The sequence below is a fragment of the Vibrio sp. Of7-15 genome (assembly GCF_022347565.1).
Taxonomy (GTDB): domain Bacteria; phylum Pseudomonadota; class Gammaproteobacteria; order Enterobacterales; family Vibrionaceae; genus NORP241.
In genome coordinates this window covers 1-26,871 of the sequence record NZ_JAKRGH010000017.1, presented here as the reverse complement: position 1 = coordinate 26,871, position 26,871 = coordinate 1, and the positions used below count along the sequence as shown (strand labels likewise).

The window sequence follows — 26,871 nt, the reverse complement described above, 5'->3', positions numbered from 1 at the left end:
ATGAAAAAAATAATCTTATATATAAATACTATAAAGTATCTTAAATTTATTCAAATAATATATAGAGTTTATTATAAAATAATACCAACCTCTTTATTGATACCTAAAAGTGTCGAAGTAAAAAGAATTTCAAAAATAAATAAAATCAGCCATCCATGCAAAAAAAAATCAACGTATCAAAAAAACAGCATAGTTACACTAAATAAATCGATACCGATCCCAGATGGAATATGGGAAAGTAAAAATGCCAGTAAACTCGAAAATTATAACCTGAACTATTTTGATTTTATTACAGATATCGAAAACCCTAAAGAAGGTGAACTATTAATAAATAAGTGGATATCTGACAATATTGATTATAATACTATTCCTTGGCATGCATATCCAGTATCATTGAGGATCATAAACTGGATAAAGTTCTTATCACTAAATAATATATACAATACAAATTATGACAATAACATTTATAAACAAACCGATTGGCTAACTAAAAACTTAGAGTACCATTTACTAGGAAACCACCTTTTCGTTAACGCTAAAGCTTTATTATTTTCAGGATTTTACCTTAATTCAGAACAGTCTGATAGATATATAGAACAAGGTACAAAGATATTTAATAAAGAAATTAAAGAGCAATTACTTGATGACGGTGGAAGCTTTGAGTTAAGCCCTATGTATCATGCCATTATGCTAGAAGATTTACTTGATATATATAACATTATCAATGTTTCCCCAAAAAGAGCTCAAGCAAATAAACTATTAGACTCTCTTTACCATACTATAAAAAGAATGTTTTTATGGTTAGAAACCATGACTCATACTAGTGGAAAGTATGCACATTTTAATGATTCAAGTAGTGGTGTTGCTCCTACGCTCAATGAATTAAAGCAATACGCAGATAGACTTAATCTTAGCGAGTCATACATTAAGTCGTTGGATAAAAATCCGGTTTACCTAAGTAATAGTGGCTATTGTCGATTGGAAAATGATCATGCGTATGTGATTTGTGATGGTGCTAATGTTGGACCAGACTATATTCCAGGCCATGCCCATGCTGATACCTTATCCTTTGAAATGGCAATAAATGATATTGATATTTTTGTAAATTCGGGAACATCAGAATATGGTATTTCTGAAGAGCGGCATCGTCAAAGGTCGACAGCATCACACAATACAGCTGAAATTAATAATCAAAATTCAAGCGAGGTTTGGGCAGGATTTAGAGTTGCTAGAAGAGCTAAAATAATTTCAGCGAATTTTAATAAAGATGAACAACAATACTCTGCATCTCATAATGGTTATCATCGGCTAAATAACCAAGTGACCCATAAAAGATCTTGGACACTCCATGATAAAAGTCTAAAAATATGCGATAATTTTTCCGGAAAATCTACATATAGTACCAGTACATATTTCCATTTACATCCAGATATAATTCCTAATCAAACAGATTCAAATAAAGTAGCGTTAGAATATAATAACAGTAAAATATGCACCTTAATATTTGATCCTCGACTAGATATAGAAATATCAAGATCAACATATCATCCTGGTTTTGGTGAAACAGAAGAAAATAAAGTAATCACCTTTAAATATAAAGTCAAAGACTTTGAAAAATTTGATTTTTCTGTAGAGTGGGAATAAAAATGAAAAGTATAAACATTATTTGCGGTAGCTTCTTACCAGAGAGAACAGCTGGAGCTAATAGACTGGCTATTGTTGCGAAAGAGCTATCAAAAAACAATAAGGTTAATGTCATATACCTATTAAAACCTGGCCACAAATTTAATATCAATCTCATTCCACATGAAGTGACTGAAAATAAAAATATACACTTACACCCTATAGAAATTGAGTTTTTTTCTAAAAGCAACTTTATTTCAAGAATAATCAATGAAACTAAGCATGCTTTATTACTAATGAATAAGTCCAAAGAAGTGAAGTCAGAGATTAATATTACAAGCATACCATTCTTGATGTTACTCCCTGTTTCTGGCCTGTACTGTTTTTTTTCCAAGAGTAAAAATATTCTTGAAGTACGAGACCTAATATGGAAATACTTAGAATTTAAAAGCGGTTTTTTAAACAAAATATTATATAAAACACTAAAATTCATCTGTCAGTTTTCAATTAACCGGTTTGATAAAGTAATAACTGTCACTGAATCACAAAAGTCAGAAATAGAATCAATAAGCTCTATTGAGACAACATGTATTCCTAATGGGTTGGACTACAAATCGTTTAATGAACTAAAATCCCTAGGTGAAGTAGAGAACAATGGTAAGATTGAAATTACCTATGCAGGCTCAATTGGCTACCCTCAGAACCTATCGACTCTATTAGACGCAGCAAAAAAAATAGACAATAAGAATGTTATTTTTAATATCTTGGGTGATGGCCCAGAAAAAATAACTTTAGAGCAATACGCAAGAAACAAAGAGATTAGCAATGTTATATTCCATGGCTCTGTTAATTTTGATGAAATAAAAAAAGTATACAAACGTTCCAACTTTCTTTACGCACAGTTAAGAGATATTCCATCTTTAAAAACAGCAGAGCCAACTAAAATATTTGAATATGCATCGACTGGAAGAGAAATAGTTTTTGGCGTTAAAGGAGATGCCAGTAAATTACTTGATAATTTTGATTCAGTACTAAAAGTAGAGCCGGACAATGTAGATGATTTAGTATCAACAATTAATAACCTAAAATATAATACAAAAATAAGTAGCTATAATATCAAAAAAATAGAAGATGATTTTATTCGAGAAGATATTACTAAAATGTATAGCGAAGTGATTTAAGCATGTTTTCATTTTTAATATCTAAAATCGGTCAAGGGAAAGTTAACCTCCTATCTGCTGTATTTGTTCTTGGGGCTAGTACACTAGTTAATTTTTTGCTTACTCCTTTTTTTCTAGAGCATGTTGGAATTGAAGGACTTGGAACTATAAGGATTGCCTTATCTATTCCACTTTATATAGGTTTAATTTCTTTAGCACTAATGGCTTCTTTTAGTCGTTTTCTTGTCATTAATATAAACTCAAATAACATTGATGAAGCGAATAAAGTCTTTAATACCTCCATAGCTTTAGTCAGCTCCTTTTTCATCATCGTTATACCATTATCGGTATTATTATTATACTCATTTGATGTTAGCAATAAGCACTTATACACCTGCATGGTTATATATTCATTTATAACATGCCTATCAGTATCATTCACCCTTCCTGCCTATGCTATTAACAAACAACAAATATATAATATAAATAAGTTTATAACACTATTATTCCAAACTTTATTTATTTTAATCTTATTCCAAATAAACGCAGATGTTTTCTACATTGGTATTTCTTTTATTATTGGCTCTATCGTATCATTAATATATAGTATTAACTCATTCAATGCTTTTTCAAATGGATTAAAATTAAAAATATCATACGTATCTAAAAGAAATATATTAGATATCTATCATATGAGTAAATGGGTATCTGTAGAAAGTTTAGGAATATTTTTCTTACTAACTATTGACCTAATATTAATTAAACATTTCCTAAGCCTAAAAGAGGCTGGTGAATATTCAATTTTAATTCAAGTAATCGTTGCGTTTATTACTATAGCTAAGACCGTTGGTGGGGTGTATGCTCCTAAAATTTTAGCTTCTTATGCAAATAAAAATCCAGAAAAAATACAATATCTTGCATCAAATTCAATTGTTTTTATTGGACTAATTTTAACAATCCCTGTAAGTGCTGTTGTCTCTAATACCGAATATATATTATCTATCTGGTTAAACTATGAAAACAAAGTCATTAACGAACTTTTATTTTACGGACTAATATTACTTCCAATATTATTATCTACCTCTTCGTTTCCTTATATTTTCAGTGCATATTTAAAAGTAAAGCAACCTGCATTATCTACAGTAGTTATTGGTACTCTTCACTTAATTACTGTTATCATCCTTTCATTATTTTATGATTTTGGAGTTTGGGCGTTTTTATTTTCATTGATTTTCTTTTTGTTTGTAAAAAATATAATATTTACAGTTTCATATTTTTCAATAATATCAAAAAGATCAATGACTCCATTTTTATTATGTTTTGCTTTTATATCATCCTGTTTACTTATTAGTATATCAGCTTCGAATTTAGTTCAGGGTTTAATTCTAAATAATGAAGCATTAATATTGGTAGCATCTTTAGTTATTAGCACTATCACTGCCTCTTTATTTTATTTTATTTATATTAAAAAAATCTCTTTTTACAACTCAAGTAAAGAAAAAATCATTCCGAGTGAATTATGAACATTGCTATTATCACTTACTCTTTAAACTCCGGTGGAGTTGAAACAGTAATAAAGAACTTATACGATCACTTCAAAACTAATCATAGTATAACCATTATAGAAACAAATAATAAAGGAACACATTCTGATTATTTCAAGAATAAAGGGTATAATGTTAAAACCATAGATATAGGATTTTTTGAAAGTAGAAAATCTCATATAAAAAGATTAGCATCTCACTTTAATTCCCATGATTATGATGTAGCCTTTACAAACTATGCTCCTTTTTTTCATCGCTGCTTAGATTTCATATCTAAAAATTTAAGGGTTTTTTCCATTCTTCATAGTGAATTAAACTGTGTGATTAATGCGGGACTATATAACATAAATAAAATTGAAAAAGTCGTATGCGTTAGTGATGGCGTAAAAACAAATGCAATACTCGACAATGACTCTATTAAAAATAAAACTATCGTTATTCCAAACGGTGTTTATGTCCCAGATTATTGGAAAAAAGAAAATTACAACTTTTTATCAAAAAAGGTCAACATTGTATATTTTGGAAGAGTAACTGAAGAAAAGGGCATTTTTTTAATTCCTGATATAATCAATCAATGTATATCCGGTGGCGTTGATTTACATTTGAAAATTATAGGGGATGGTATAGCATTAGAAAAACTAAAAAAGGTCATGCTTGAAAAAGGCCTTGATAAATATGTAGATTATACTGGTCACATTGAACAGAAAGAAGCTCATAATTTACTTGAACAACAAGACATAATAATACTCCCATCATACAACGAGGGGCAGGGATTAACATACATAGAAGGAATGGCTAGAGGATTAGTGCCAATAGTGTCAAGCATCAAAGGGGTTACAGATAACGTCATAAAAAATAATGAAAATGGATACTTATGTACCATTGGAGATCCAAAAGATTTTTCATCTAAAATCATTAGTTTATACAAAAATAGAAATCTAATGAAGGATATATCATTTAATGCTTGGCAACATAGCGATAAATTTAATATATGTAAAATGAGCAAAGAGTACGATAATTTAATTAATAATAAAGATTATATTCAACATAGCTCATATAAAATTAATAAAAACAAATTTAATCTCCTTGACCATATTCCATTTATATTTATAAAAACTAACAGGCTTGTTAAGTCAGTTTTAAAAAAAATATTGGTTGTTTTACGTCGTACATATTAATTAGAGCTTCATTAACTTACTGCAATAGCTCATCTCCTCCTTTAATTAGGGTAAGCCTTGCTATGATGTGCATCACTGGTTCAATATAAGTTTATCTATTATGCTTATCGGGTTACGCTATACTTTGTACCTCTATAACGTAACCCTTTATCACTACCTTTTTATCGTCGAAGAGCGATAAGAGTTTCCTTCAAGCCAACTCTGTTTTTCATTGGTAGGCACCGTTCCATCATCCATAATGTTTGTTTGATGGAAAGAGTACTGATTCCAAATCGTCCTTGCTTTAGGCCACTCTTTATCTTCAAAAATTTTAACCCCAGTCACGTCTTCTGAGTCATCTTCAGTGTAGTTATTAGAAATGACAATTATATCGGCACTGCCATCATTGTCTGTATCAGCCACCACAGGATATTCATAAGCGGTGCCTGATTGATTATCTTGCGACCACAGTGTTTCTCCAGTACTACCTTCTAAAATATAAAAAGTATTTTCATCGGCATACAAGATTTCTTCTTGCCCATCACCGTTAAAGTCAAATGTCGTTGCACCAGTCGATTTCGACCCCAAGTCATTAGTTGCTTTTGTCCATAGTATTTGCCCATTAGCATCGAAGGCAGTTAGGTTGCTACTCGACGCGACAATAATTTCGGGTAAATCCGACTTATTCAACTGAGCAATGGTTGTTGTCCCCCAGCCTTGCCCTGGAATTGTTACAGGTCCCCAGATTTTTTCCCCTTCATTATTCAGCAAGTACAGCCCTTGTCCTTGAACAGTAACAATTTCAGGTAAAGGGTCTTGATTAAAGTTACCAATGGATTGTTTAGAACCAGTCACTTCTAGGCTAACTCTGCTGCCATCTTGGTTATATATATAGCCTTGGCCTAAAACGACATTCACCCCATCGTTGTACTGTTCAAATACGATAGCCTCTCTATTTTCAAACATGGTTCTAAACAAAACTTCACCGTCATGACTTAATACATAACTTTGGTAAATGATTTCTGGGTTACCGTCTCTATCTAAATCTGCGATAGCTGGAAACCCTTTAGCATTCCATGTTGGTGTTTGCCACTGAATATTTCCGTTATGATCAAATGCAGTCAGTTTATTATTTGAACCACCGCCGCCGCTGCCTGTAATGATTTCAACAATACCATCTCCATCTATGTCTGCCGCAGCTGGAGTGAAAAGAGGATCCACCCATGGACCAGATTCAGATGCTTGCCAAACTTCCTCACAGTTTTTTCCATCTATAGCACGTAAAATACCTTGAGCTTCGACTCTTACGCCTTTAAAGGTGGGGAAAACAATATCTGGTGTATCCTTTTCATTGATAACACCATCTTTATTATCATCATTAAGCTGAACTACGATAGGAGCCGCCATAACCTGATCGTACTCCGGCATGTTCTTCGATCCACTCCACATGCATTTTAACTGAGGGCTAATCACTAACTGATCATCCGGTAAATCACCGTCAAATTCGCCATACCCTAGATGCATTGAACCTTCCCAGCTTCTCGCTATGACAGGCATGGTAAACGTACCGCTAAATGCTCTGATTTTTGCGTACGGTGCTAAAACAACACCTTCTACACTGGCACCACGAACATCAAGTTTCTTTGCTTCGTAAAAGTTAAAAATGGTTTTGGTTCTATGAGGGGCTAATGAAGCAAATGATTTATTATTTAAAGCTTTTTTACTTTTGCCTTTTTCACCTGAAATATTAAAAACGATGGTGGCGCCATCTGGGACATTAGAAACTGAAAATGTATGAGCGGCAGCCATTTCTATCCCGTCAACATTAAAGACTTGCAACTCGCTTTCATTGTCACCAGCAAGATATAATCCCCCCCATGAATTAGTTACGGTACCCGTCGTAGACAAATTCTTGAGTTCTTCAGACAGATCCTTTAATTCCTCTTCGGCATTTTCCGTATCAAAAGGTAAAGATGTGTGCTCAGAAATAGTTGCACCAGACTCTAAGCCTAATTTAACCTCTTGAGAGACTTCCACCTTTTTAGCTGACAAAATACTTCCTGAATACACACGACCACTGCCATAATTAATTCTGCCACCAGCAACTAATGACAATTCTTCAGGCTTCGATTCTTCACCGTAACGGATACTGTACCCTTCTAAATTGACATTATTTTTCGCAAAAATAGCGCCATCAGAGGCACCACTATACGAAGTGAAATTGCCAAATACAAAAGCACTATAATCCTGTGCGGGACCAAGTTCTGCAGCACTAACATTTTGACAAACAAGTGCCATCGCAATCGCTAACGGAGTCTTTTTTACAATCGTAGATATCATGGTATCTATGCCTTTTATAATATTTCGAAAAATAGGAAGGAAGTTAAACTGGTTAATATTTCAGCATTGAAAGCAACAATATTGCCATAGGTTTAACAGATAAAAAGGCAATGAGATAAATATCACTATCTAATCATACTTTGGTACCACCTAACACTTCTTGTTATCCATTTAGGCATTTATTTTCTAAGCCAATATACTGAATGACTTTAGGAATATAATTAACGTAATTAGACCTGTGAACTATAGGCGATCCCATTTAGAATACGTTAATTACTAACAAATCTTATGTACGATGATAGTGCTCGTAAGCAATCAATAATCTAGGATGATTTTATGATCAAAAAATGCCTTTTTCCGGCTGCTGGCTACGGAACACGTTTCCTACCCGCAACCAAATCCATGCCCAAAGAAATGATGCCAGTAGTGAATAAACCATTAATCGAATATGGTGTTGAAGAAGCTATAAATGCAGGTATGGACGGCATGTGCATTGTTACAGGTCGTGGCAAACATTCCTTGATGGATCATTTTGATAAAAACTACGAACTAGAACACCAAATCAGCGGAACGAACAAAGAAGAGTTGTTAGTGGATATCCGTAGTATTATCGACTCCGCCAACTTTACCTACATCCGCCAGCGCGAAATGAAGGGGCTTGGCCACGCTATTTTGACAGGACGTGAGCTTGTTGGTGATGAACCATTTGCTGTCGTGCTTGCCGATGATCTGTGCGTCAATGAAGACAAAGGCGTTCTTGAACAAATGGTGGCTCTTTACAAGCAATTTCGCTGTTCAATCGTTGCAGTAGAGGAAGTACCTGAAGATGAAACACATAAATATGGCGTTATCTCAGGAGAAATGATCAAAGATGATCTATTCCGCGTTGACAACATGATCGAAAAGCCAGAGCCGGGCACAGCACCAAGTAATCTTGCGATTATTGGCCGCTACATTCTAACCCCAGATATCTTTGAACTCATTGAAAAAACAGAACCTGGTAAGGGTGGGGAAATTCAAATTACCGATGCGTTATTAAAACAAGCCCAAACTGGCTGTGTTCTCGCGTATAAGTTTAAAGGAAAACGCTTTGATTGTGGTAGTGTCGAAGGCTACATTGAAGCAACAAATTACTGCTTTGAGAACCTCTACTTAAAAGATAAAAGCTCAGAGTTAGCTAAAAAAGCCACAGGTAAAAAATAAGTAATATGATCAATAAAGTACCAGCACTCTTACTCGCTGCTACTTCCATTGCCCTGATTTATTTCGCTGCATCATTTGGTGCAGCGAGCTTATACGGCAGTGCAATAGAACAAACCCAAATTCGGTGGAAAGAACAAGGCACAATCTCCCCCCCTTCTGAAGAAGAAATACAAAATTCAGAAAAACTCATCGATGCCTTGTTAGAAATACAGCCTAACCACCCTTATTACCTTTCTTTAGCAGCTTCTCACTATGCTTGGTTGAGCTTTTTACACCAAGATCCTGAGCTATTGACCCACTCTATCAACTTTGAGTCACAAGCATTACAAAATAGACCTATATGGTCACAAAGCTATTCACAACTGGCGCGATATGCGTGGCAGAAACAACTCGGTTCGAATCAAATAAACACCTACCTTCAACACGCTGAACAATTTGGGCCTCATAGCCCCTATTCATCCGAAGCCTACTTAGAAATAGGGCTAGCTAATTGGACTCAACTACATTCACCCCAGCAAATTAAAGTGGCTCGTATTTTACTACAGCATTCTACTTCTTCGAAGTATCGTGCAGAGGTGGAGAATATCATTACTCGCTCCCCAGCAAAGCAGCGAGCGTGCAATTTACTCCACTTTAATAACATTACCCTCCACGCATGCAATAACCTTTTATGAAAAAGCGAAGCCATTATTTACTCTGTACCCTCTTTATTTTCGTTATCATATTTTCTGTATTTGCATCGATAGCCAAAAGCTTGGGGCTATTCACAACACAGCTTTTAACACTGGAACACCATGCAGGTGGAGATCAAATGTTGCATTTTGTTCTCAGCTTACTCATCTCTTATTTCTCTTTCTGGATTATCCCTAACCAATTAAATTACACACCACGATCTATTATTAACAGGATCACACTACTTTTATTATTACTGGTAACTCTTGATGAGGGAGCTCAGTACTTCCTTCCCACAAGACAATTTTCTTGGTTAGATATGGGGGCAAATTGGTCTGGAATTTTATTCGGTACAACATTGAGTTATATCACTGTAACCATTTATAAAAAACTAGCAAAAAAGTAAGAATACTCACCATTCCGAGCTGTTGCTTCTTGCCCCTTTAGTATGAAAAAAGTTGGTTTTTCCCTTCCTTCTCTTGTTACTAAATGCATATTTTTTAAACTACAGATCACTTTGATACTTTTAGGAGCGCAGCCTTATGAAAGGATACACTGCAGCCACACTACTTATACTGGCTTTATCGGGAAATGTTTACGCAGAAGCACAAGTTTCACCGCTTAATGACAGTGAAATGAATACCATTACTAAATTAGTATCAAACTCTTCATTATCCATACAACAAATCATTAGCAAGGCAGTTACCAGCTCCCCAACACTGGTGGCTGAGACAGTAAAACAGCTTGTAACTCAATCTCCTGAGCAATATCAAGCTATTATCGCCCACGCCCTTGCAACCTCTCCAGAGGAAGCCAGTAATATAGTGGCTGCGGCAATGTCTGTGCCGCCCCCACGAACGATAGCAACTGTCGTTTCCGCAACGGCTATCGCCCCTGAATATACAAGCCAAATTGTTGCTACCGCAGTACAAAAACAACCAGAACAAGCTGGCAATATTGTAACGTCTGCGATGAAAATGCAGCCTGAACAAGTCACAGAGATCGTTACAGCTGCAGTGACTCAGGCACCAGAGCAAGCCGCGTCCATTTTAAAAGCCACTTTAATTTCGGATCCTGCAAGCAGCGAAGAAGTGTTAGGGTTAGTACTCTCATTAGCGCCAGAGCAAGCAGAAAGCATCGCTCAAGCAGCTCGTGAACAAGAAATTCCCAATGAAGTCATTACAACGGCGGCAATTTTATCCGGTATTGACCCGACTCAAATTGCAGAAGCAACAGCGGCAGGTACCTCAACGGTCCCAGCAGCTGTGATTCCTTCGATCAGTGCACCAGCGGCACCAGCTGGCGGCACTGGTGGTGGTGGTAGTGGTGTATCCCCAAGCTAATAAAATCTTTTAATCCAATGTATTCGTAAAGCCCGAGTTTTCTTGGGCTTTCTTGTTTTTATTTCTGTCATATAACTTACAGGTACTTTATGCGCCAGATCGAACGCGCCTGTTTTTTTAGCTTGCTCATACTGCTTATTTGGCTCCCAATTCCTTTAGCCAGTAACCGAGCATGGGCATGGTCCATAATGGAGATATGGCTCGCTATACAAACACTTGTCTTAATTGCCTACTACAAAGGCAACCTTCCTTGGGCCCAAATCAAATATATCAAGTGGCTTCTTAGTGCTCTTTTTCTTTTTCAGGCTTGGACATTATTACAAACGGTTGTATTTCCTCTCTCCATTTTGGATTACCTGTCACCACAAACCGCCGAAATATATCGCAGCCTTGGGTATGAGCAAGGCTCTATCTCGTTAGACAATGAGCACAGCTTTATTGCTCTTCTAAAGGGAATAAGCTACGCCTTACTGGCCCTTAATTGCGTACTCATGATCACAAGTAGCAAACGCATCAAAGCTGTCATTATTGCTCTTGTGATCAGTGCCATGATCCAAGCGTTTTATGGTGCTGTATTGGTATTACTCGATACCAAAATCAGTCCTGTTTTTTCTTTTGACGAAAAAAAGATAGCGACAGGGTCATTTGTTTATAAAAACCATTTAGCTAATTATTTGATGTTAGTGCTTACTATGGGAATAGGTCTAATTATCAGTGAGCTTAACACTACAGAGTCTGGCAGCTGGCAAGTACGAATTAAGCGCTGGTTAATAGCTATCCTAAGTACAAAAATGCTCATTCGTTTATGTTTGATCATTATGGTCATCGGGCTAGTCATGACTCGCTCTCGGATGGGTAATACCGCCTTTTTTAGCGCGACGATCATTGGGGGCATCGCTGCTCTCCTCTTCTATAAACATAGGCCTAGAGCTCTCACAGTGTTAATCATCAGTGTACTAGCGATAGATACTTTTATTGTTGGTGCTTTATTTGGCCTTGATAAAGTCAAACAGCGAATTGTTGAAACATCACTGCAGGAAGAGTCTCGCGATCAAGTGGTGATATGGAGCCTAGACATCATCAAAGATTATCCGCTCACAGGTACCGGAGCTGGTAGTTTTTATGCAATTTTTCCAAGTTACAGCCATGCTGACGTCGGCTTTTACGATCACGCTCATAATGAATACATTCAGTTTATGGTGGAGTCTGGTATACCCGCAACTTTGTTACTTGGCATGGCCATTTTAATAGCCATATATCAATGTATTTGGACGATACGAAATCGTCATAGTCATCTAATGAAAGGCACTGCCTTAGGGTGCTTGATGGCCATTTGTGGCATGCTCATCCACATTTCCGTTGACTTTAATTTGCAACCACCGGCCAATGCCGCCACTTTTATTCTCATTTTAGTCTTAGCTGGTATCTCCAAAAATATGCCGAGAGAGCCTCACCCTAGGTAACTGTAATTTTATCCAGTAGTTCCCTTTTCTGTTTTGGGGCTCTATGCAATACTTACTGACCACAACCTCAATGAAAAAGAATTGGCAATGGATAAGATCGAAGTAAGAGGGGCTCGTACCCATAACCTGAAAAATATCAATTTAACCATGCCCCGTGATAAATTAATCGTTATCACGGGCCTATCAGGCTCAGGCAAGTCTTCTCTTGCTTTTGATACCCTTTATGCAGAAGGCCAACGTAGGTACGTGGAATCCTTATCCGCCTATGCTCGCCAATTCCTGTCGTTAATGGAAAAGCCTGACGTTGATCATATTGAAGGGTTATCCCCAGCCATTTCTATTGAGCAGAAATCCACCTCTCACAACCCTCGCTCCACCGTTGGTACGATTACAGAAGTGTATGATTACCTACGATTGCTATACGCGCGTGTCGGCGAGCCTCGTTGCCCAGAGCATCACGTTGAGCTAACCGCCCAAACAGTAACCCAAATGGTCGACAAAGTATTAGAGCTACCACAAGGTTCTAAGCTATTTTTACTTGCTCCTATTATCAAAGAGCGCAAAGGCGAGCATGTTAAAACCTTAGAGAATCTAGCGGCACAAGGATTTATTCGCGCCCGTATTGATGGTGAGGTGTGTGATCTTTCCGATCCACCAGAACTTGAACTTCATAAAAAGCATACGATTGAAGTCGTGGTGGATCGCTTTAAAGTCCGTGATGATCTAAAACAGCGCTTAGCCGAGTCTTTTGAAACTTGTTTAGAGCTGTCTGGTGGTATTGCCGTTGTTAGCTGGATGGATGAGTCAGACAAAGAGCCTCTTGTTTTTTCGGCTAACTTTGCGTGTCCTCACTGTGGTTACAGCATGCAAGAGCTGGAGCCTCGCTTATTTTCATTTAACAACCCAGCTGGTGCTTGTGGCACCTGTGATGGTTTGGGAGTACAGCAATATTTTGATCAAAACCGTGTTATAACGGACAGTACATTAAGTTTAAAAGACGGAGCTATTCGAGGTTGGGATCAGAAAAATTTCTATTACTTTCAAATGTTGAAATCTCTCTCTGAGCACTATGATTTTGACATTGATACTCCGTTCAAATCACTGCCTAAAAAAATTCAAAATATCATTTTAAAAGGTTCTGGACGTACTGACATAGAGTTTAAATACATTAATGATCGCGGTGATATTCGAGTAAAACGCCACCCTTTTGAAGGCATCTTGAATAACATGGAACGACGCTATCGCGAAACTGAATCGAACTCAGTTCGTGAAGATCTTGCCAAATTCGTATCAACGAAATCTTGTGCTAGCTGTGATGGCTCTCGCTTACGCCTTGAAGCTCGTAGTGTTTTTGTCAATAACACAACCTTACCTGCAATCAGTGAAATGAGTATTAGTGAGGCGATGGATTTTTTCCAGGCCCTCACACTCACGGGACAACGAGCTCAAATTGCAGAAAAGATCATGAAAGAGATTAATGATCGCCTGCACTTTTTGATTAACGTTGGTCTTAACTACTTAAGCCTTTCTCGCAGTGCCGAAACCTTATCAGGCGGTGAAGCTCAACGTATCCGTCTTGCAAGTCAAATAGGCGCTGGCCTTGTTGGTGTCATGTATGTACTGGATGAACCTTCCATTGGCCTCCACCAGCGTGATAATGAAAGGTTATTAAAAACGCTGAATCATCTTCGAGATTTAGGTAATACCGTTCTTGTTGTAGAGCATGATGAAGATGCTATTCGTGCGGCGGATCATATTATTGATATTGGCCCAGGGGCAGGCGTGCATGGCGGTGACGTAATTGCAGAAGGAACGTTTGAAGAAATTATTGCCACACCAGAATCATTAACCGGACAATATTTAAATGGCACAAAATCCATCGAAGTGCCGGCTCATCGCGTAGAAAGAGATCCAAATAAAACCGTGACACTCACAGGTGCGACTGGTAATAACCTAAAAGATGTGACCTTTGAATTACCAGTTGGCCTCTTTACTTGTATTACTGGTGTTTCGGGATCAGGAAAGTCAACGTTAATCAATGACACCTTTTTCAAAATTGCTCACACACAATTAAACGGAGCAACCACGGTAGAACCATCACCTTATAAAAAAATACAGGGACTAGAGCACTTTGATAAGGTGATCGACATTGATCAAAGTCCAATAGGCCGAACCCCTCGCTCTAACCCTGCTACCTACACTGGTATTTTCACGCCTATCCGTGAGCTTTTTGCTGGTACACAAGAGTCTCGTTCACGCGGCTACAAAGTGGGACGATTCAGCTTTAATGTGCGTGGGGGGCGTTGTGAAGCTTGCCAGGGTGATGGTGTGATCAAGGTCGAAATGCATTTCTTACCCGACGTCTACGTTCCTTGTGACTCTTGTGCTGGTAAGCGATATAACCGAGAAACCTTAGAGATCCGTTATAAAGGCAAAACCATCGATGAAGTATTAGAAATGACCGTGGAAGATGCACGAGAGTTTTTTGATCCGGTTCCCGTTATTGCCAGAAAACTACAAACACTGATGGACGTTGGTTTATCGTACATTCGATTGGGGCAAGCAGCGACAACTTTATCTGGTGGTGAAGCACAGCGTGTCAAACTGGCTCGTGAGCTTTCCAAGCGAGACACAGGTAAGACATTGTACATTCTGGATGAGCCGACGACAGGGCTACATTTCCATGATATTCAATTGCTATTAACAGTACTTCACCGCTTACGTGATCATGGTAACACCATTGTTGTCATCGAACACAACCTGGATGTTGTGAAAACCGCCGATTGGATTGTCGATCTGGGCCCAGAAGGTGGCCAAGGTGGTGGTGAAATTATCGCTCAAGGCACACCAGAGCAAGTCGCCCTTGTGGAAGGCTCACATACAGCTAGATTCTTAAAACCGATGCTGAAATAATATCTCCATTGCAGTTAATTCAGCTTATCTAAAAAAGCCAGCAGCAACGCTGGCTTTTTTCGACCACAAGGAATTTTGTTTCATCATTATGGCAATCTTACATATTCAAGGAACTCAACTCGCAGCAAAAACACAAGGCTTACCACTGACTCGCTACTTTCTAGCTAGCCTTGCTCTCCTATTTCTTGTTGCAATGCATGTATTCCAACCTAACCCTGGTGGTTCCGGGCTGCATTTATCTTTCAATGCGTCAAGCTGGATACCGTTAAGTATTGCCATTGCCTTTGCTCTTTATCACACAGCAAACCAAGGGGCGATCAAATACACTCGTCTCACCCTTGTTCTATTATGCAGTTGTCTGTTATTAACAGTCCCTATCTTTTATGCTGATGCACAGCCTGAATTAGTCCTTAGTCGACTAACAGGCGTGTGGGCTGGTTTTCTTTTTTTCGTTTTATTACAGCAGTTTGCCTTTAACAATAAACAACGTCAGTTTTTATTATGGCTTATTGTTATCGCCACCTTAATTGAAGCAAGCTTTGGCTATGTGCAATATTTACTGTTAGAGCCGAATAATCCATTTGGCTATAACACATTTGCGAACCGCCCTTATGGTATTTTCCAGCAACCCAATGTCATGGCTAGCTTTTTAACCACAGGGTTAGTGCTTTCAAGCTACTTACTGGCAAGACAATCGGTAAAATACGATAACAATAAAATCGCAACTTTCATTCTTTTCATTACACCCATCATCCTTATCCCTTTGTTAGTTGTTTTAGCTTCTCGCACAGGCTGGTTATCAGCATTCATTACAATAGCACTCATTTCCCCTTACATGTGGCGCTATACCAATAAGAAGCGATTTTATTTATGGGGAAGCAGTTTACTCACGGGTTTAATACTGAGCTATAGTGTGATCCAGCTGCACTCTCTCAAAAATGCTAGTACTCAGCAGCTTTTGTCACATAAAACGACTTTGGAGAGCGCTCGCCAATTCACGTACCCTCAAACCTTAGATATGGTATTAGAAAAACCATATACCGGGTATGGTTATGGTCGGTTTGAAGCAGAGTACACCCTCTATACCGCCAAACAACACGCCTTGAATCCAAATTACCACCCTGGGCTGCCTTCTATGGATCACCCACATAATGAATTCTTATTCTGGGCCGTTGAAGGTGGGATGATCCCTGTGATCGGATTAATACTGGCAGGCTGCTATATTTTCATTCGTATTCATCATTCAAGTAATGGTTCGCGCTTGGCCCTATTAGCTTTACTGACGCCTATCATGCTGCATAGTTTACTTGAGTATCCGTTTTACCACTCTGCGCCACACTGGTTCACGTTTATTATTTTGGTGTACTGGATTGAACAGCTCAGTGCAAAATACAAAAAAGTTGCCATTCATTTACCAAGTAAAGTGCTGTTTCGAGTCAGCTCGTTAGTGATCCCCATCGTCACAACAGCCTATATGTTAAGTGTTCTTCACACCAATTGGGTCTTAACAAAATTTGAAACTAGCCGCCCGCCTCAGCCTGATATTCTTTTACAGGTAACTAACCCTGTCGTGTGGGAAGATCGCTTTAACTGGGATATTTTCAGCACTCAGTTGGCCATCGGTTTGCAGCAAAACAAACCGGAATACATTCAGCCTTACATTAACTGGTCTAAAGACATCATTCTCAATAAGCCACGTCCTGCTTTTTATAAGAACTTGATTTTGGCCTATCAAGGCGTTGGAGAAAGGGAGATGGCGGAAGAGATTCGCAACGAAGCCCGCTACTTATTTCCTAAGGTCGATTTTTCTCTCGTGAATCTGCCTTCAGGCCTGAGCAAAGCGAGCAGCGCAGCCGAATAACTTACATAATAAAAGGGCTGATTATTAGTATCAGCCCAACTACCAAGACATAAGAAATTTACAAAACTAACGAAGCGCTGACTCTAGTGTTTTTAAACACAGCGCTACGTTTTCAGCTCTCGCCCCATATCCCATTAACCCGATACGCCACGCTTTACCCGCCAATGCACCAAGTCCTGCACCGATCTCAAGGTTATAGGTTTCAAGTAAGTGCTGCCTCACTGCGGCATCATCGACACCGTCTGGAATGTAAACCGCATTAAGTTGAGGAAGACGATCTTTTTCGTCCACAACAAATTCAATACCAAGCTGCTCTAAGCCAGCTTTTAGTTGCTCATGAGCTGCTGCATGACGCTGCCACGCTTGTTCTAAACCTTCATTTTTCAAGCGTAGCAATGCTTCATGCAACGCATATAAACTATTTACTGGTGCCGTATGATGGTAACTGCGCTTACCTTCCCCACTCCAATACCCAAGTACTAAGCTTTGATCTAAAAACCAACTTTGGACTGGAGTCGTTCGAGCCTGAATTTTTCCTACCGCTTTTGATGAAAATGTCAATGGAGATAAGCCAGGAACACAGGACAAACATTTTTGACTACCGGAATAAACTGCATCTAGCCCCCACTCATCCACCAGCAAAGGAACCCCACCTAAAGAGGTCACTGCATCGACAATGGTTAAACAATTGTGCTTTTGAGCCAATGCAGCAATCGCTTGTGCGTCACTTAACGCTCCTGTCGATGTTTCAGCATGAACAAAGGCGACTAACTTGGTATCTGAGTGCTCTTCAAGGGCTTTTGCCACCTTATCAACACTAACTGGTTTGCCCCACTCGTCATCAATAACAACAGCAACACCACCACAACGTTCCACGTTTTGGCGCATGCGTTCCCCAAACACACCATTGCGACACACCACCACTTTATCGCCCGGCTCAACTAGATTGACAAAACACGCTTCCATGCCTGCACTACCTGGTGCCGATACCGCTATTGTGAATGTATTTTCAGTTTGGAAAGCATATTGCAGTAACTGTTTAAGTTCATCCATCATTCCAATAAACAAAGGATCTAGATGCCCTATGGTCGGGCGACTCAACGCTTGCAGCACTTGCGGGTAAATATCAGAAGGGCCAGGGCCCATTAACGTACGGTGAGGAGGGTTAAAACTTTGAATTGTCATTATTATCATCTCCTAGAGGTAAAGTAGGCTCCTGCCATGTCTCGCTCATCATAGCCAATGATGTTTTTGTGTACAATTAGACCAACCACGAAAATGCTGTTCTCTTTTTCTCAAAAACGGTAATTTCTTGTCGCCTCTTTCCTAAATACACACTTTTTTACTTAACAACTCATTCTACAATTGACAACAATGCAACAAAAACGTATCAATAAGTCATTCATCTTGTTTGTACTCAATGAATGAGGCAAACAAAACAGAAGAGGAGCATTGCCCAGGCAGCTCACTCGCGGAGCCCCAACTCCAATGCGAGTCAGTCATGGGGAGCAATGCCGAGATAAGGTTAGGTTGCGGGCTTAATCTTATCGGTCGTTAAGGCTGAATCCTTGCGGCTGTCACTTGTACATAACAAGTGGAGAGCTTCTGGTTAGTACATTTCTATGTATTTTCCTACCTTAGCTCTCCTGACAATGGACGTTGGGACACAACTTTCCCACGTAACACAATCACCAATTTATCTGGATATATTTGGGAGAAAGGAAAGTGAGCACTTTCACTGTTGCAAAGTTTGGCGGAACCAGTGTGGCTAATTTTGAAGCCATGGGGCGCTGTGCAAATATCATCGAACACAATCAAAATACTCGTCTAGTCGTGATTAGTGCCTGCTCAGGCGTCACAAACTTGTTGGTTGAACTGGCTAATGGAATGCAAGATGCCACCAGCCGTTTTAATACCCTTTCACAATTAAAAAATATTCACTATGGAGTGCTCGATCAACTCGCGGATCCAATTGCGGTCGAAAATGACATTCAAGAGATTTTAGATACGGTTGCCACGGTGGCTGAAGCAGCATCAAAAGAGCCGAGTAATAAATTAACGGATCAACTCGTCGCCTGTGGTGAGTTAATGTCGACTCACCTATTTGCCCAGTTACTTCGTGAACGTGGCATTGATGCCGTTCGATTTGATATCCGAGATGTATTAAGAACAGATAGTCAATTTGGCAAAGCCGTACCTCAACTTGATGACATTTCCGCCCTTGCTAGTGAAAAGCTGATACCACTATGTGAAAATCACGTAGTGATCAGCCAAGGTTTTATTGGCTCAGATTCACAAGGTAACACCACCACCCTTGGCCGTGGTGGCAGTGACTATAGCGCAGCATTAATCGCAGAAGCCGTGCGAGCAAATGGGTTAGAAATTTGGACCGATGTTCCTGGGATCTATACCACTGATCCTCGCATTGCCCCGAAAGCCACACCAATCCCAGAAATTAGCTTCAGTGAAGCCTCTGAAATGGCCAACTTCGGCGCAAAAATTCTCCACCCTTCGACCTTAGTGCCTGCCGTACGTCACCAGATCCCGGTGTTTGTCGGATCCTCTAAAGAACCGGAAAAAGGCGGGACGTGGATAAAAGAGTCTGTCGACAGTGCACCATTATTCAGAGCACTGGCGCTACGCTGCAACCAAACGATGGTCACTTTACATAGTTTAAATATGTTCCACGCTTATGGTTTCCTCGCAGAAGTCTTTAACATTTTAGCGAAGCATCAGATCTCAGTGGATCTCATCACAACCTCAGAAGTCAGCGTGTCATTAACATTAGATCAAACCAACACTGCTGGCGGTGCACCTGAGTTACCTATCGAAGCCCAACAAGAGCTGGAAAAGTTGTGTCGAGTAGAGGTTGAGCACGACTTATGCCTAGTGGCCTTAATTGGTAACAAAATGAGTGAAAATAAAGGTTATGCAAAACAAGTCTTCAGTACTTTAGAAGACTTTAACCTTAGAATGATCTGTTATGGTGCCAGCCCTCACAACCTTTGCTTCCTCGTTCACCAATCAGAGTCTAAGCAAGCCGTTCAAACATTGCACCAGGAACTATTTGAAAGCGAATAAAAACAGCTAACCGTCCAATTCCTTTATTCTTATCCAGATACAAAAAGAGCGTGTTTAACAACCACGCTCTTTTTATTTTCCGAATAGGAATCAGTAATTAGTTCATGTTAGGCCCTAACCACTTTTCAGCTTCCAGTGGATCCCAGCCTTTACGCTCGATATAGCTATCGACCTGATCTTGTTGGATCTGTGCTACAGCGAAGTAACGAGAATCAGGATGTGAGAAATACCAGCCAGAAACAGAAGCACCAGGCCACATCGCATAACTGGATGTTAACGACATGCCAATAGCATTTTCAACATCCATTAGCTCCCATAAAGAGCCTTTTTCAGTATGCTCAGGACACGCCGCATAACCCGGTGCAGGACGAATCCCCTGATACTTTTCACGGATCAAATCTTCATTATTCAGATCTTCATCCGCAGCGTAACCCCAAATCTCTTTACGAACCGTTTCATGTAAACATTCCGCAAAGGCTTCTGCCAAGCGATCAGCCACAGCTTGGATCATGATGGCATTATAGTCATCACCTTGGGCTTTAAACTGATCAGCAAGTTCTCGTTCACCAATCCCTCCTGTAACGGCAAAAGCACCAACCCAGTCAGGTTTACCACTGTCTTTGGGAGCGATAAAATCCGATAAGCAATAGTTAAACCCTTTTGGCTTTTCTGTTTGCTGTCGTAAGTTATGTAGAACCTTGATGACTTCAGTACGACTTTCATCGCTGTACACTTCAATATCATCATCCACGCTATTGGCAGGAAATAGACCACACATGCCACGAGCTTTAATAATTCCTTCCTGCTCAATTTTATCAAGCAGTTGATTAGCTTCCTTGTAAAGTTTACGAGCTTCTTCTCCCACCAACTCATGCTCAAGAATCGCAGGAAATTTACCACTTAAAGACCACGTCATGAAAAATGGCGTCCAATCGATATAGTTACGCAGCGTAGCGACAGAAAAATCATCAAACACATGAATTCCCCCTTTGGCTGGCGCAGGTGGAGTATAACTATCCCAATCTAGATCTGCTTTATTCGCACGCGCTTGATCTAAAGTCACCGGCTTGGTTCGTGGCGCTTTACGGTTATGCTGATCTCGCACACGCTCATAATCAAGCTCTAATCGATCCATAAAGGCAGGGCGCAGCTCATCAGAGAGCAAGGACGTACATACCCCTACCGCACGAGAAGCGTTATTTACGTATACCACAGGGCCATGGTAATTTTGCTCAATTTTAACAGCGGTGTGCGCTTTAGATGTGGTCGCGCCACCGATCAATAATGGCAGTTCAAATCCTTGACGTTCCATCTCTTTTGCTACGTGTACCATCTCATCAAGAGAAGGGGTAATTAACCCACTCAACCCAATGATATCGACGTTTTCTTCCTTAGCGACTTTTAAGATAGTTTCACAAGGTACCATAACTCCAAGGTCGATAATTTCATAGTTATTACACTGAAGAACAACACCCACAATATTTTTTCCAATATCATGAACATCGCCTTTTACTGTTGCGAGTAAAATTTTTCCGTTAGAAGTGCCTTCTTCTTTTAGTGCATTAATGAAAGGCTCTAGGTGGGCAACCGCTTGTTTCATTACACGTGCGGATTTCACCACTTGAGGTAAAAACATTTTACCTTCACCGAAAAGATCCCCGACCACGTTCATGCCATCCATTAACGGGCCTTCAATCACCTCGATCGGCCGAGAAGCATTCACACGCGCTTCTTCCGTATCTTCAATGATGTATTCAGTAATGCCTTTAACCAGAGAATGCTCTAAACGCTTTTCGACAGACCAAGTACGCCATTCTAGTGCGGATTTGTCGTCCTCTTTGCCTACCGCATTTTCTCGGTACGCTTCAGCAATCTCCAATAAACGCTCAGTGCCATCTTCACGGCGGTTCAATACAACATCTTCAACTGCATCACGAAGCTTTTCAGGCACGTTATCGTAAATCTCAAGTTGCCCCGCGTTAACAATCCCCATGTCCATACCACGCTGGAAACAGTGATATAGAAATACCGCATGAATCGCTTCACGAACGTAGTTATTACCACGAAATGAGAACGAAACATTAGAGACCCCACCAGAGATCATAGCGTGTGGCAAATCTCGTTTGATGTCCCCAACGGCTTCAATAAAATCCACCGCGTAGTTGTTGTGCTCTTCAATGCCGGTTGCTACCGCAAAGATATTCGGGTCAAAAATAATGTCTTCCGGTGGGAAACCAACTTCATCAACCAAAATCCGATATGCATTAGTACAAATCTCAGTTTTGCGCTCACGAGTATCCGCTTGACCTTCTTCATCAAACGCCATCACGATAACGGCGGCACCATAACGCTTTACTAATTTGGCATGATGAACAAACGCTTCTTTGCCTTCTTTCAAGGAAATAGAGTTAACGATCCCCTTACCTTGAATGCACTGTAAACCTGCTTCAATGACGTCCCATTTCGACGAATCGACCATGATTGGTACTTTAGATATTTCAGGCTCAGACGCACACAGGTTCAGAAAACGCACCATGCAAGCCTTGGCGTCGATCATACCTTCATCCATATTGATATCGATGATTTGTGCACCGTTCTCGACTTGCTGCCTAGCAACTTCTAAAGCTTCATCGTATTGCTCTTCTTTAATAAGACGCTTAAAGCGAGCAGAGCCCGTAACGTTAGTCCGCTCACCAACGTTAATGAATAACGAATCTTTTTCAATAGTAAGAGGCTCAAGGCCTGATAATCGACAAGCAACAGGTAAGTCAGGTAATGCGCGTGGCTTAACCCCTTTAACGGCATTGGCCATTTGACGAATATGTTCTGGTGTTGTACCACAACAACCACCAACAAGGTTTAAAAAGCCACTTTGAGCCCACTCTGCAATGTGCTCCGCCATGTCTTCTGGCGATAGGTCATATTCACCAAACGCATTAGGGAGGCCTGCATTAGGGTGAGCAGAAACACTGCACTCGGAGATCCGAGAAAGCTCTTCAACATATTGACGCAACTCATCAGGACCAAGTGCACAGTTCAAACCAAATGAGATGGGTTTAACATGGCGTAAAGCGTTATAAAAAGCCTCTGTCGTTTGACCTGATAGGGTACGCCCTGAAGCATCTGTTATCGTGCCTGAAATCATAACAGGCAAAACAATACCAAGCTCTTCAAATACCGATTCAACAGCAAAGGCACATGCTTTAGCATTAAGAGTATCAAAAATGGTTTCGATCAGAATCAGATCGGATCCACCTTTAATCAGAGCACGTGTCGACTCCGAATAAGCGACTACGAGATCATCGAAAGTCACATTACGAAAGCCAGGATCGTTAACATCTGGAGATAAAGAGCAAGTGCGGTTCGTAGGCCCTAGCACACCCGCAACATAACGAGGTTTATCCGGTGTCTTTGCCGTCCATTCATCTGCAACTTCTCTTGCTAGTTTTGCGGCCTCAAAGTTAATTTCTTCACTAAGGCTTTCCATATCGTAGTCAGCCATAGCAATGGTAGTCGCATTAAAGGTATTCGTTTCAAGAATATCTGCGCCGGCCTCTAAATATTCACTATGAATATCTTTAATAATCTGAGGCTGAGATAGTACTAGTAGATCATTATTTCCTTTTAAATCACAGTGCCAATCAGAAAAACGATCACCACGATAATCAGGCTCTTCCAGTTTATAGCCCTGAATCATGGTCCCCATACCGCCATCGATCAATAAAATTCGCTCGGCGAGTAAGGCTTCCAATTGCTGTTTCACATTGCTTCCCGACACGGTACTACCTCATTCCTTGTTATATTTACTGACAACCATCCTAACACAGGGCAATTAGAAATCTAGACGTCTAAAAAAATTATCCCTCCCTTCACAAAAATATGTTTGATAAATTTCCAGCTTACGTTGAAAATGCCTGATAGTTACAATTAGTAACATTTTAATCTATTCTCTTTCTAACCAGAGGTTAGCCCATGTCGGTCTATTACACGCTCTGCTTTTTAGCTGCAGCCGCTATGATCATCGCATTTATCAATAGTAAAATTGGTAAAATGCAAACCACGATTGCCATTACGGCAGGTGCGATGATTCTTTCCCTTGGAATCATCATTGCGGGCCATAATGATTGGTTCAACCTAACAGAAATTGCGACAACAACACTCAGTGCGATTAACTTTGAAGATTTTCTCCTAAAGGGGATCCTAGGCTTTTTATTATTTGCGGGTGGTTTAGGAATAAAACTACCTAACCTCAAAGACCAAAAGTGGGAAATTACCGTCTTAGCTCTGGGAGCAACTCTATTTTCAACGTTCTTCATTGGTGGGGCTTTATGGCTGTTTTGCCAGTTAATCGGATTACCTTTTGATTTTATCTATTGCTTGCTGTTTGGTGCCCTTATTTCTCCTACCGATCCCATCGCAGTATTAGCAATTGTCAAAAAGCTCGACGCCCCAAAACGTATTTCCACTCAAATTGAAGGAGAGTCCCTATTTAACGATGGGTTTGGCTTAGTTCTATTCGTAACGCTATTTACCATCGCTTTTGGTAACGAAGCTCCAACTGTCGGTAATGTGATTCATTTATTCGTACAAGAAGCCATTGGCGGTATCGTATATGGTTTTTTACTCGGCCTATTATTCCACTATTTGATCAGTGCCACAGACGATCACTCAATGGAGCTCCTGTTAACGATTGGTGTACCAACCGCAGGTTATGCCTTTGCCGACATCATTCATGTATCTGGCCCGCTGGCTATGGTGGTATCGGGAATCATGATTGGTAATTGGACTCGCTATATTGGCTTTTCAAAAGAGAGTGAAGAGCACCTTGACCACTTCTGGGAGTTAGTCGATGAGTTTTTAAATGGAACACTCTTTTTACTTATCGGTTTATCCATGCTTCTATTCCAATTCCATAGCGAGGATTGGATTGTCATGATTTTTGCGGTTCCACTAGTATTATTAAGCCGCTATTTAAGTGTGTTTTTATCTTATGTCGGTTTTAAACGCTACCGTACCTACAACCCTTACTCAGTGAAAATCTTGACATGGGGCGGCTTACGAGGTGGGCTAGCACTTGCTATGGCCATGGCCATTCCTGCTGGAGTCTGGGTTGTTCCAGAAAAAGGCATAGACGTAAGAGAAATCATTCTCGTGATGACGTATGCCGTTGTTGTCTTCTCTATTCTAGTACAGGGCTCAACCATCACTCCGATGATCGAAAAAGCCAAACAGCTAGAAAAAGAGCAATAACAACCTTCCTACTATAAACAAAGCCAGCGTTACTGCTGGCTTTTATTTTAGGCTTAATCCTAGTCGTCTTTAGTAAAATTAGCTTCTGAGAAATGCTCTAAGTCATAAGGTGTCTGTTGATAAACGCAGTAATTTAGCCAATTTGAAAACAATAAATGCCCATGACTACGCCAAGTGGCTCTCGGTTTGTTTTCTGGATTGTTATCTGGATAGTAATTAACAGGAACGATAGGCTCCATTCCCTCTCCTAAATCACGCACATATTCGTTATGCAAAGTGTGAGACTCGTATTCAGGGTGCCCTGTGACAAAGACATTCCGCTTATCCTTCGTTGATGCTAAATAAACACCTGCTTGTTCTGAAGTTGCCAAAATATCGAGATCAGTATGCTCGGTAAGATAATCTGAAGAAAAGTCGGCATAACGCGAATGAGGGGCTAAAAAAGTATCATCAAAACCTCTTAAAAGAGGATGATGACAATCAAGAGCATCATGATAATACACACCAGAAAGCTTTTCTGAACGGGTGCGCTTAGGTAAATCATATAATAATTTTAAACCAGCCTGAGCAGCCCAGCAAACATATAAGGTTGATGTTACATGATCTTTAGCCCAGCTCATGATGGTTTGTAAATGATCCCAATAAAGTACATCTTCAAACTGCACTAAGCCTAAAGGTGCGCCTGTAATAATCAAACCATCAAAGTTACGCTGCTTGACCATTTCAAACTGACGATAAAAGTTATTAAGGTGCTCTTCAGGCGTATTTCGACTTGGGCGATCATCAATACGTAGTAACTCAACATCTACTTGTAATGGGCTATTAGAAAGTAAGCGTAAGAATTGAGTCTCAGTCTCAATTTTTTTAGGCATAAGGTTTAGGATAAGAACCTTAAGGGGCCGAATCTCCTGGGTTGTCGCTCTCGATTCTGGCATCACAAAAATATTCTCATTTCGAAGAATATCCGAAGCCGGTAGTAAGTCAGGAATTTTAATCGGCATACTGCTCTCTCCTTAAGCAATCTAGATATTTGGACGTCTATACATCTAAATATAAAGAGCTAATCGTATGATGTCGAGTCCAATCTAATACTAGATTGAAAATAAACAATATCGCTTAAAGATAATTTACAGCAGACATGAAAAAAGCCCGATACGAAAGTATCGGGCTTTTCCAATAAGTGGCGGAGTGGACGGGACTCGAACCCGCGACCCCCGGCGTGACAGGCCGGTATTCTAACCAACTGAACTACCACTCCGCA

The 26,871-nt window shown here is 39.8% G+C and carries 17 protein-coding genes, 1 tRNA gene and 1 riboswitch; of the genes, 13 read left to right on the top strand and 5 right to left on the bottom strand.

Annotation, left to right across the window (positions count from 1 at the left end; translation table 11 throughout):
• The 4 genes from MHO82_RS16685 to MHO82_RS16670 are packed head-to-tail and all read left to right on the top strand — an operon-like array spanning position 1 to position 5,505.
• Positions 1-1,644 (top strand): alginate lyase family protein, encoded by a 1,644-nt coding sequence (locus MHO82_RS16685; protein WP_239185515.1) that lies wholly within the window; start codon positions 1-3, stop codon positions 1,642-1,644.
• A gap of 2 nt (positions 1,645-1,646) precedes the next feature.
• Positions 1,647-2,804 carry a glycosyltransferase family 4 protein gene (locus MHO82_RS16680; protein ID WP_239185513.1) on the top strand — a complete coding sequence of 386 codons (1,158 nt, stop codon included), beginning with the start codon at positions 1,647-1,649 and terminating at the stop codon, positions 2,802-2,804.
• Positions 2,805-2,806: 2 nt separating this feature from the next.
• Positions 2,807-4,306 carry a hypothetical protein gene (locus MHO82_RS16675; RefSeq protein ID WP_239185511.1) on the top strand — a complete coding sequence of 500 codons (1,500 nt, stop codon included), beginning with the start codon at positions 2,807-2,809 and terminating at the stop codon, positions 4,304-4,306.
• Positions 4,303-5,505, top strand: a complete 1,203-nt coding sequence (locus MHO82_RS16670; protein ID WP_239185509.1) for a glycosyltransferase family 4 protein — start codon at positions 4,303-4,305, stop codon at positions 5,503-5,505. Before MHO82_RS16675 ends, MHO82_RS16670 begins: the two co-directional genes overlap by 4 nt.
• A gap of 153 nt (positions 5,506-5,658) precedes the next feature.
• Here MHO82_RS16670 and MHO82_RS16665 read toward each other — a convergent pair whose 3' ends face one another.
• Entirely contained in the window at positions 5,659-7,824 is a 2,166-nt protein-coding gene (locus MHO82_RS16665) for a choice-of-anchor A family protein (protein ID WP_239185507.1), read from the bottom strand.
• A 336-nt stretch (positions 7,825-8,160) separates the two neighbouring features.
• On the opposite strand from MHO82_RS16665, the gene galU reads away from it, so the two are divergent.
• The 7 genes from galU (at position 8,161) to MHO82_RS16630 (ending at position 17,279) form a co-directional block, all read left to right on the top strand.
• Complete coding sequence (gene galU / locus MHO82_RS16660; RefSeq protein WP_239185505.1) at positions 8,161-9,027, top strand: UTP--glucose-1-phosphate uridylyltransferase GalU; 867 nt, start codon at positions 8,161-8,163, stop codon at positions 9,025-9,027.
• A gap of 5 nt (positions 9,028-9,032) precedes the next feature.
• On the top strand, positions 9,033-9,701 hold the full coding sequence (locus tag MHO82_RS16655; RefSeq protein WP_239185504.1) for a hypothetical protein: 669 nt from the start codon (positions 9,033-9,035) through the stop codon (positions 9,699-9,701).
• The gene (locus MHO82_RS16650) at positions 9,698-10,105 is read left to right on the top strand and encodes a hypothetical protein (protein ID WP_239185502.1); all 408 of its coding nucleotides are present in this window, start codon (positions 9,698-9,700) and stop codon (positions 10,103-10,105) included. The genes MHO82_RS16655 and MHO82_RS16650 overlap by 4 nt, the downstream gene beginning before the upstream one ends.
• Positions 10,106-10,241: 136 nt before the next feature.
• Complete coding sequence (locus MHO82_RS16645) at positions 10,242-11,042, top strand: hypothetical protein (RefSeq protein ID WP_239185500.1); 801 nt, start codon at positions 10,242-10,244, stop codon at positions 11,040-11,042.
• An 89-nt stretch (positions 11,043-11,131) separates the two neighbouring features.
• Positions 11,132-12,505 carry an O-antigen ligase family protein gene (locus MHO82_RS16640; protein WP_239185498.1) on the top strand — a complete coding sequence of 458 codons (1,374 nt, stop codon included), beginning with the start codon at positions 11,132-11,134 and terminating at the stop codon, positions 12,503-12,505.
• Positions 12,506-12,592: 87 nt separating this feature from the next.
• Positions 12,593-15,418, top strand: coding sequence for an excinuclease ABC subunit UvrA (uvrA, locus tag MHO82_RS16635; protein ID WP_239185496.1), 2,826 nt, complete (start codon positions 12,593-12,595; stop codon positions 15,416-15,418).
• A gap of 88 nt (positions 15,419-15,506) precedes the next feature.
• The gene (locus MHO82_RS16630) at positions 15,507-17,279 is read left to right on the top strand and encodes a Wzy polymerase domain-containing protein (protein ID WP_239185494.1); all 1,773 of its coding nucleotides are present in this window, start codon (positions 15,507-15,509) and stop codon (positions 17,277-17,279) included.
• A gap of 66 nt (positions 17,280-17,345) precedes the next feature.
• On the opposite strand, the gene MHO82_RS16625 is transcribed toward MHO82_RS16630, so the two are convergent.
• Positions 17,346-18,464, bottom strand: coding sequence for an alanine--glyoxylate aminotransferase family protein (locus MHO82_RS16625; RefSeq protein ID WP_239185492.1), 1,119 nt, complete (start codon positions 18,462-18,464; stop codon positions 17,346-17,348).
• Between the two features lie 249 nt (positions 18,465-18,713).
• Positions 18,714-18,892: riboswitch (Lysine riboswitch) on the top strand.
• A gap of 112 nt (positions 18,893-19,004) precedes the next feature.
• Here MHO82_RS16625 and lysC point away from each other — a divergent pair.
• The gene (lysC, locus tag MHO82_RS16620; RefSeq protein WP_343299973.1) at positions 19,005-20,360 is read left to right on the top strand and encodes a lysine-sensitive aspartokinase 3; all 1,356 of its coding nucleotides are present in this window, start codon (positions 19,005-19,007) and stop codon (positions 20,358-20,360) included.
• A 97-nt stretch (positions 20,361-20,457) separates the two neighbouring features.
• Here lysC and metH read toward each other — a convergent pair whose 3' ends face one another.
• A complete protein-coding gene (metH, locus tag MHO82_RS16615; RefSeq protein ID WP_239185490.1) occupies positions 20,458-24,138 on the bottom strand; it encodes a methionine synthase in 3,681 nt (1,226 codons plus the stop codon).
• 194 nt (positions 24,139-24,332) lie between these two features.
• On the opposite strand from metH, the gene MHO82_RS16610 reads away from it, so the two are divergent.
• Positions 24,333-25,610: a sodium:proton antiporter gene (locus MHO82_RS16610; RefSeq protein ID WP_239185488.1), complete on the top strand. Its 1,278-nt coding sequence runs from the start codon at positions 24,333-24,335 to the stop codon at positions 25,608-25,610.
• Positions 25,611-25,669: 59 nt separating this feature from the next.
• Here the strand turns inward: MHO82_RS16610 and metA are convergent, their stop codons facing one another.
• Positions 25,670-26,611 carry a homoserine O-succinyltransferase gene (metA, locus tag MHO82_RS16605; protein WP_239185486.1) on the bottom strand — a complete coding sequence of 314 codons (942 nt, stop codon included), beginning with the start codon at positions 26,609-26,611 and terminating at the stop codon, positions 25,670-25,672.
• Positions 26,612-26,791: 180 nt separating this feature from the next.
• A tRNA-Asp gene (locus MHO82_RS16600) sits at positions 26,792-26,868 on the bottom strand.
• Positions 26,869-26,871: the final 3 nt, after the last annotated feature.

What these genes read in the sequence shown, in the direction of transcription:
- MHO82_RS16685 (WP_239185515.1), top strand. Translation starts at nt 1, where the DNA reads ATGAAAAAAATAATCTTATATATAAATACTATAAAGTATCTTAAATTT.
- MHO82_RS16680 (WP_239185513.1), top strand. Translation starts at nt 1,647, where the DNA reads ATGAAAAGTATAAACATTATTTGCGGTAGCTTCTTACCAGAGAGAACA.
- MHO82_RS16675 (WP_239185511.1), top strand. Translation starts at nt 2,807, where the DNA reads ATGTTTTCATTTTTAATATCTAAAATCGGTCAAGGGAAAGTTAACCTC.
- MHO82_RS16670 (WP_239185509.1), top strand. Translation starts at nt 4,303, where the DNA reads ATGAACATTGCTATTATCACTTACTCTTTAAACTCCGGTGGAGTTGAA.
- MHO82_RS16665 (WP_239185507.1), bottom strand. Translation starts at nt 7,824, where the DNA reads ATGATATCTACGATTGTAAAAAAGACTCCGTTAGCGATTGCGATGGCA.
- galU (WP_239185505.1), top strand. Translation starts at nt 8,161, where the DNA reads ATGATCAAAAAATGCCTTTTTCCGGCTGCTGGCTACGGAACACGTTTC.
- MHO82_RS16655 (WP_239185504.1), top strand. Translation starts at nt 9,033, where the DNA reads ATGATCAATAAAGTACCAGCACTCTTACTCGCTGCTACTTCCATTGCC.
- MHO82_RS16650 (WP_239185502.1), top strand. Translation starts at nt 9,698, where the DNA reads ATGAAAAAGCGAAGCCATTATTTACTCTGTACCCTCTTTATTTTCGTT.
- MHO82_RS16645 (WP_239185500.1), top strand. Translation starts at nt 10,242, where the DNA reads ATGAAAGGATACACTGCAGCCACACTACTTATACTGGCTTTATCGGGA.
- MHO82_RS16640 (WP_239185498.1), top strand. Translation starts at nt 11,132, where the DNA reads ATGCGCCAGATCGAACGCGCCTGTTTTTTTAGCTTGCTCATACTGCTT.
- uvrA (WP_239185496.1), top strand. Translation starts at nt 12,593, where the DNA reads ATGGATAAGATCGAAGTAAGAGGGGCTCGTACCCATAACCTGAAAAAT.
- MHO82_RS16630 (WP_239185494.1), top strand. Translation starts at nt 15,507, where the DNA reads ATGGCAATCTTACATATTCAAGGAACTCAACTCGCAGCAAAAACACAA.
- MHO82_RS16625 (WP_239185492.1), bottom strand. Translation starts at nt 18,464, where the DNA reads ATGACAATTCAAAGTTTTAACCCTCCTCACCGTACGTTAATGGGCCCT.
- MHO82_RS16610 (WP_239185488.1), top strand. Translation starts at nt 24,333, where the DNA reads ATGTCGGTCTATTACACGCTCTGCTTTTTAGCTGCAGCCGCTATGATC.
- metA (WP_239185486.1), bottom strand. Translation starts at nt 26,611, where the DNA reads ATGCCGATTAAAATTCCTGACTTACTACCGGCTTCGGATATTCTTCGA.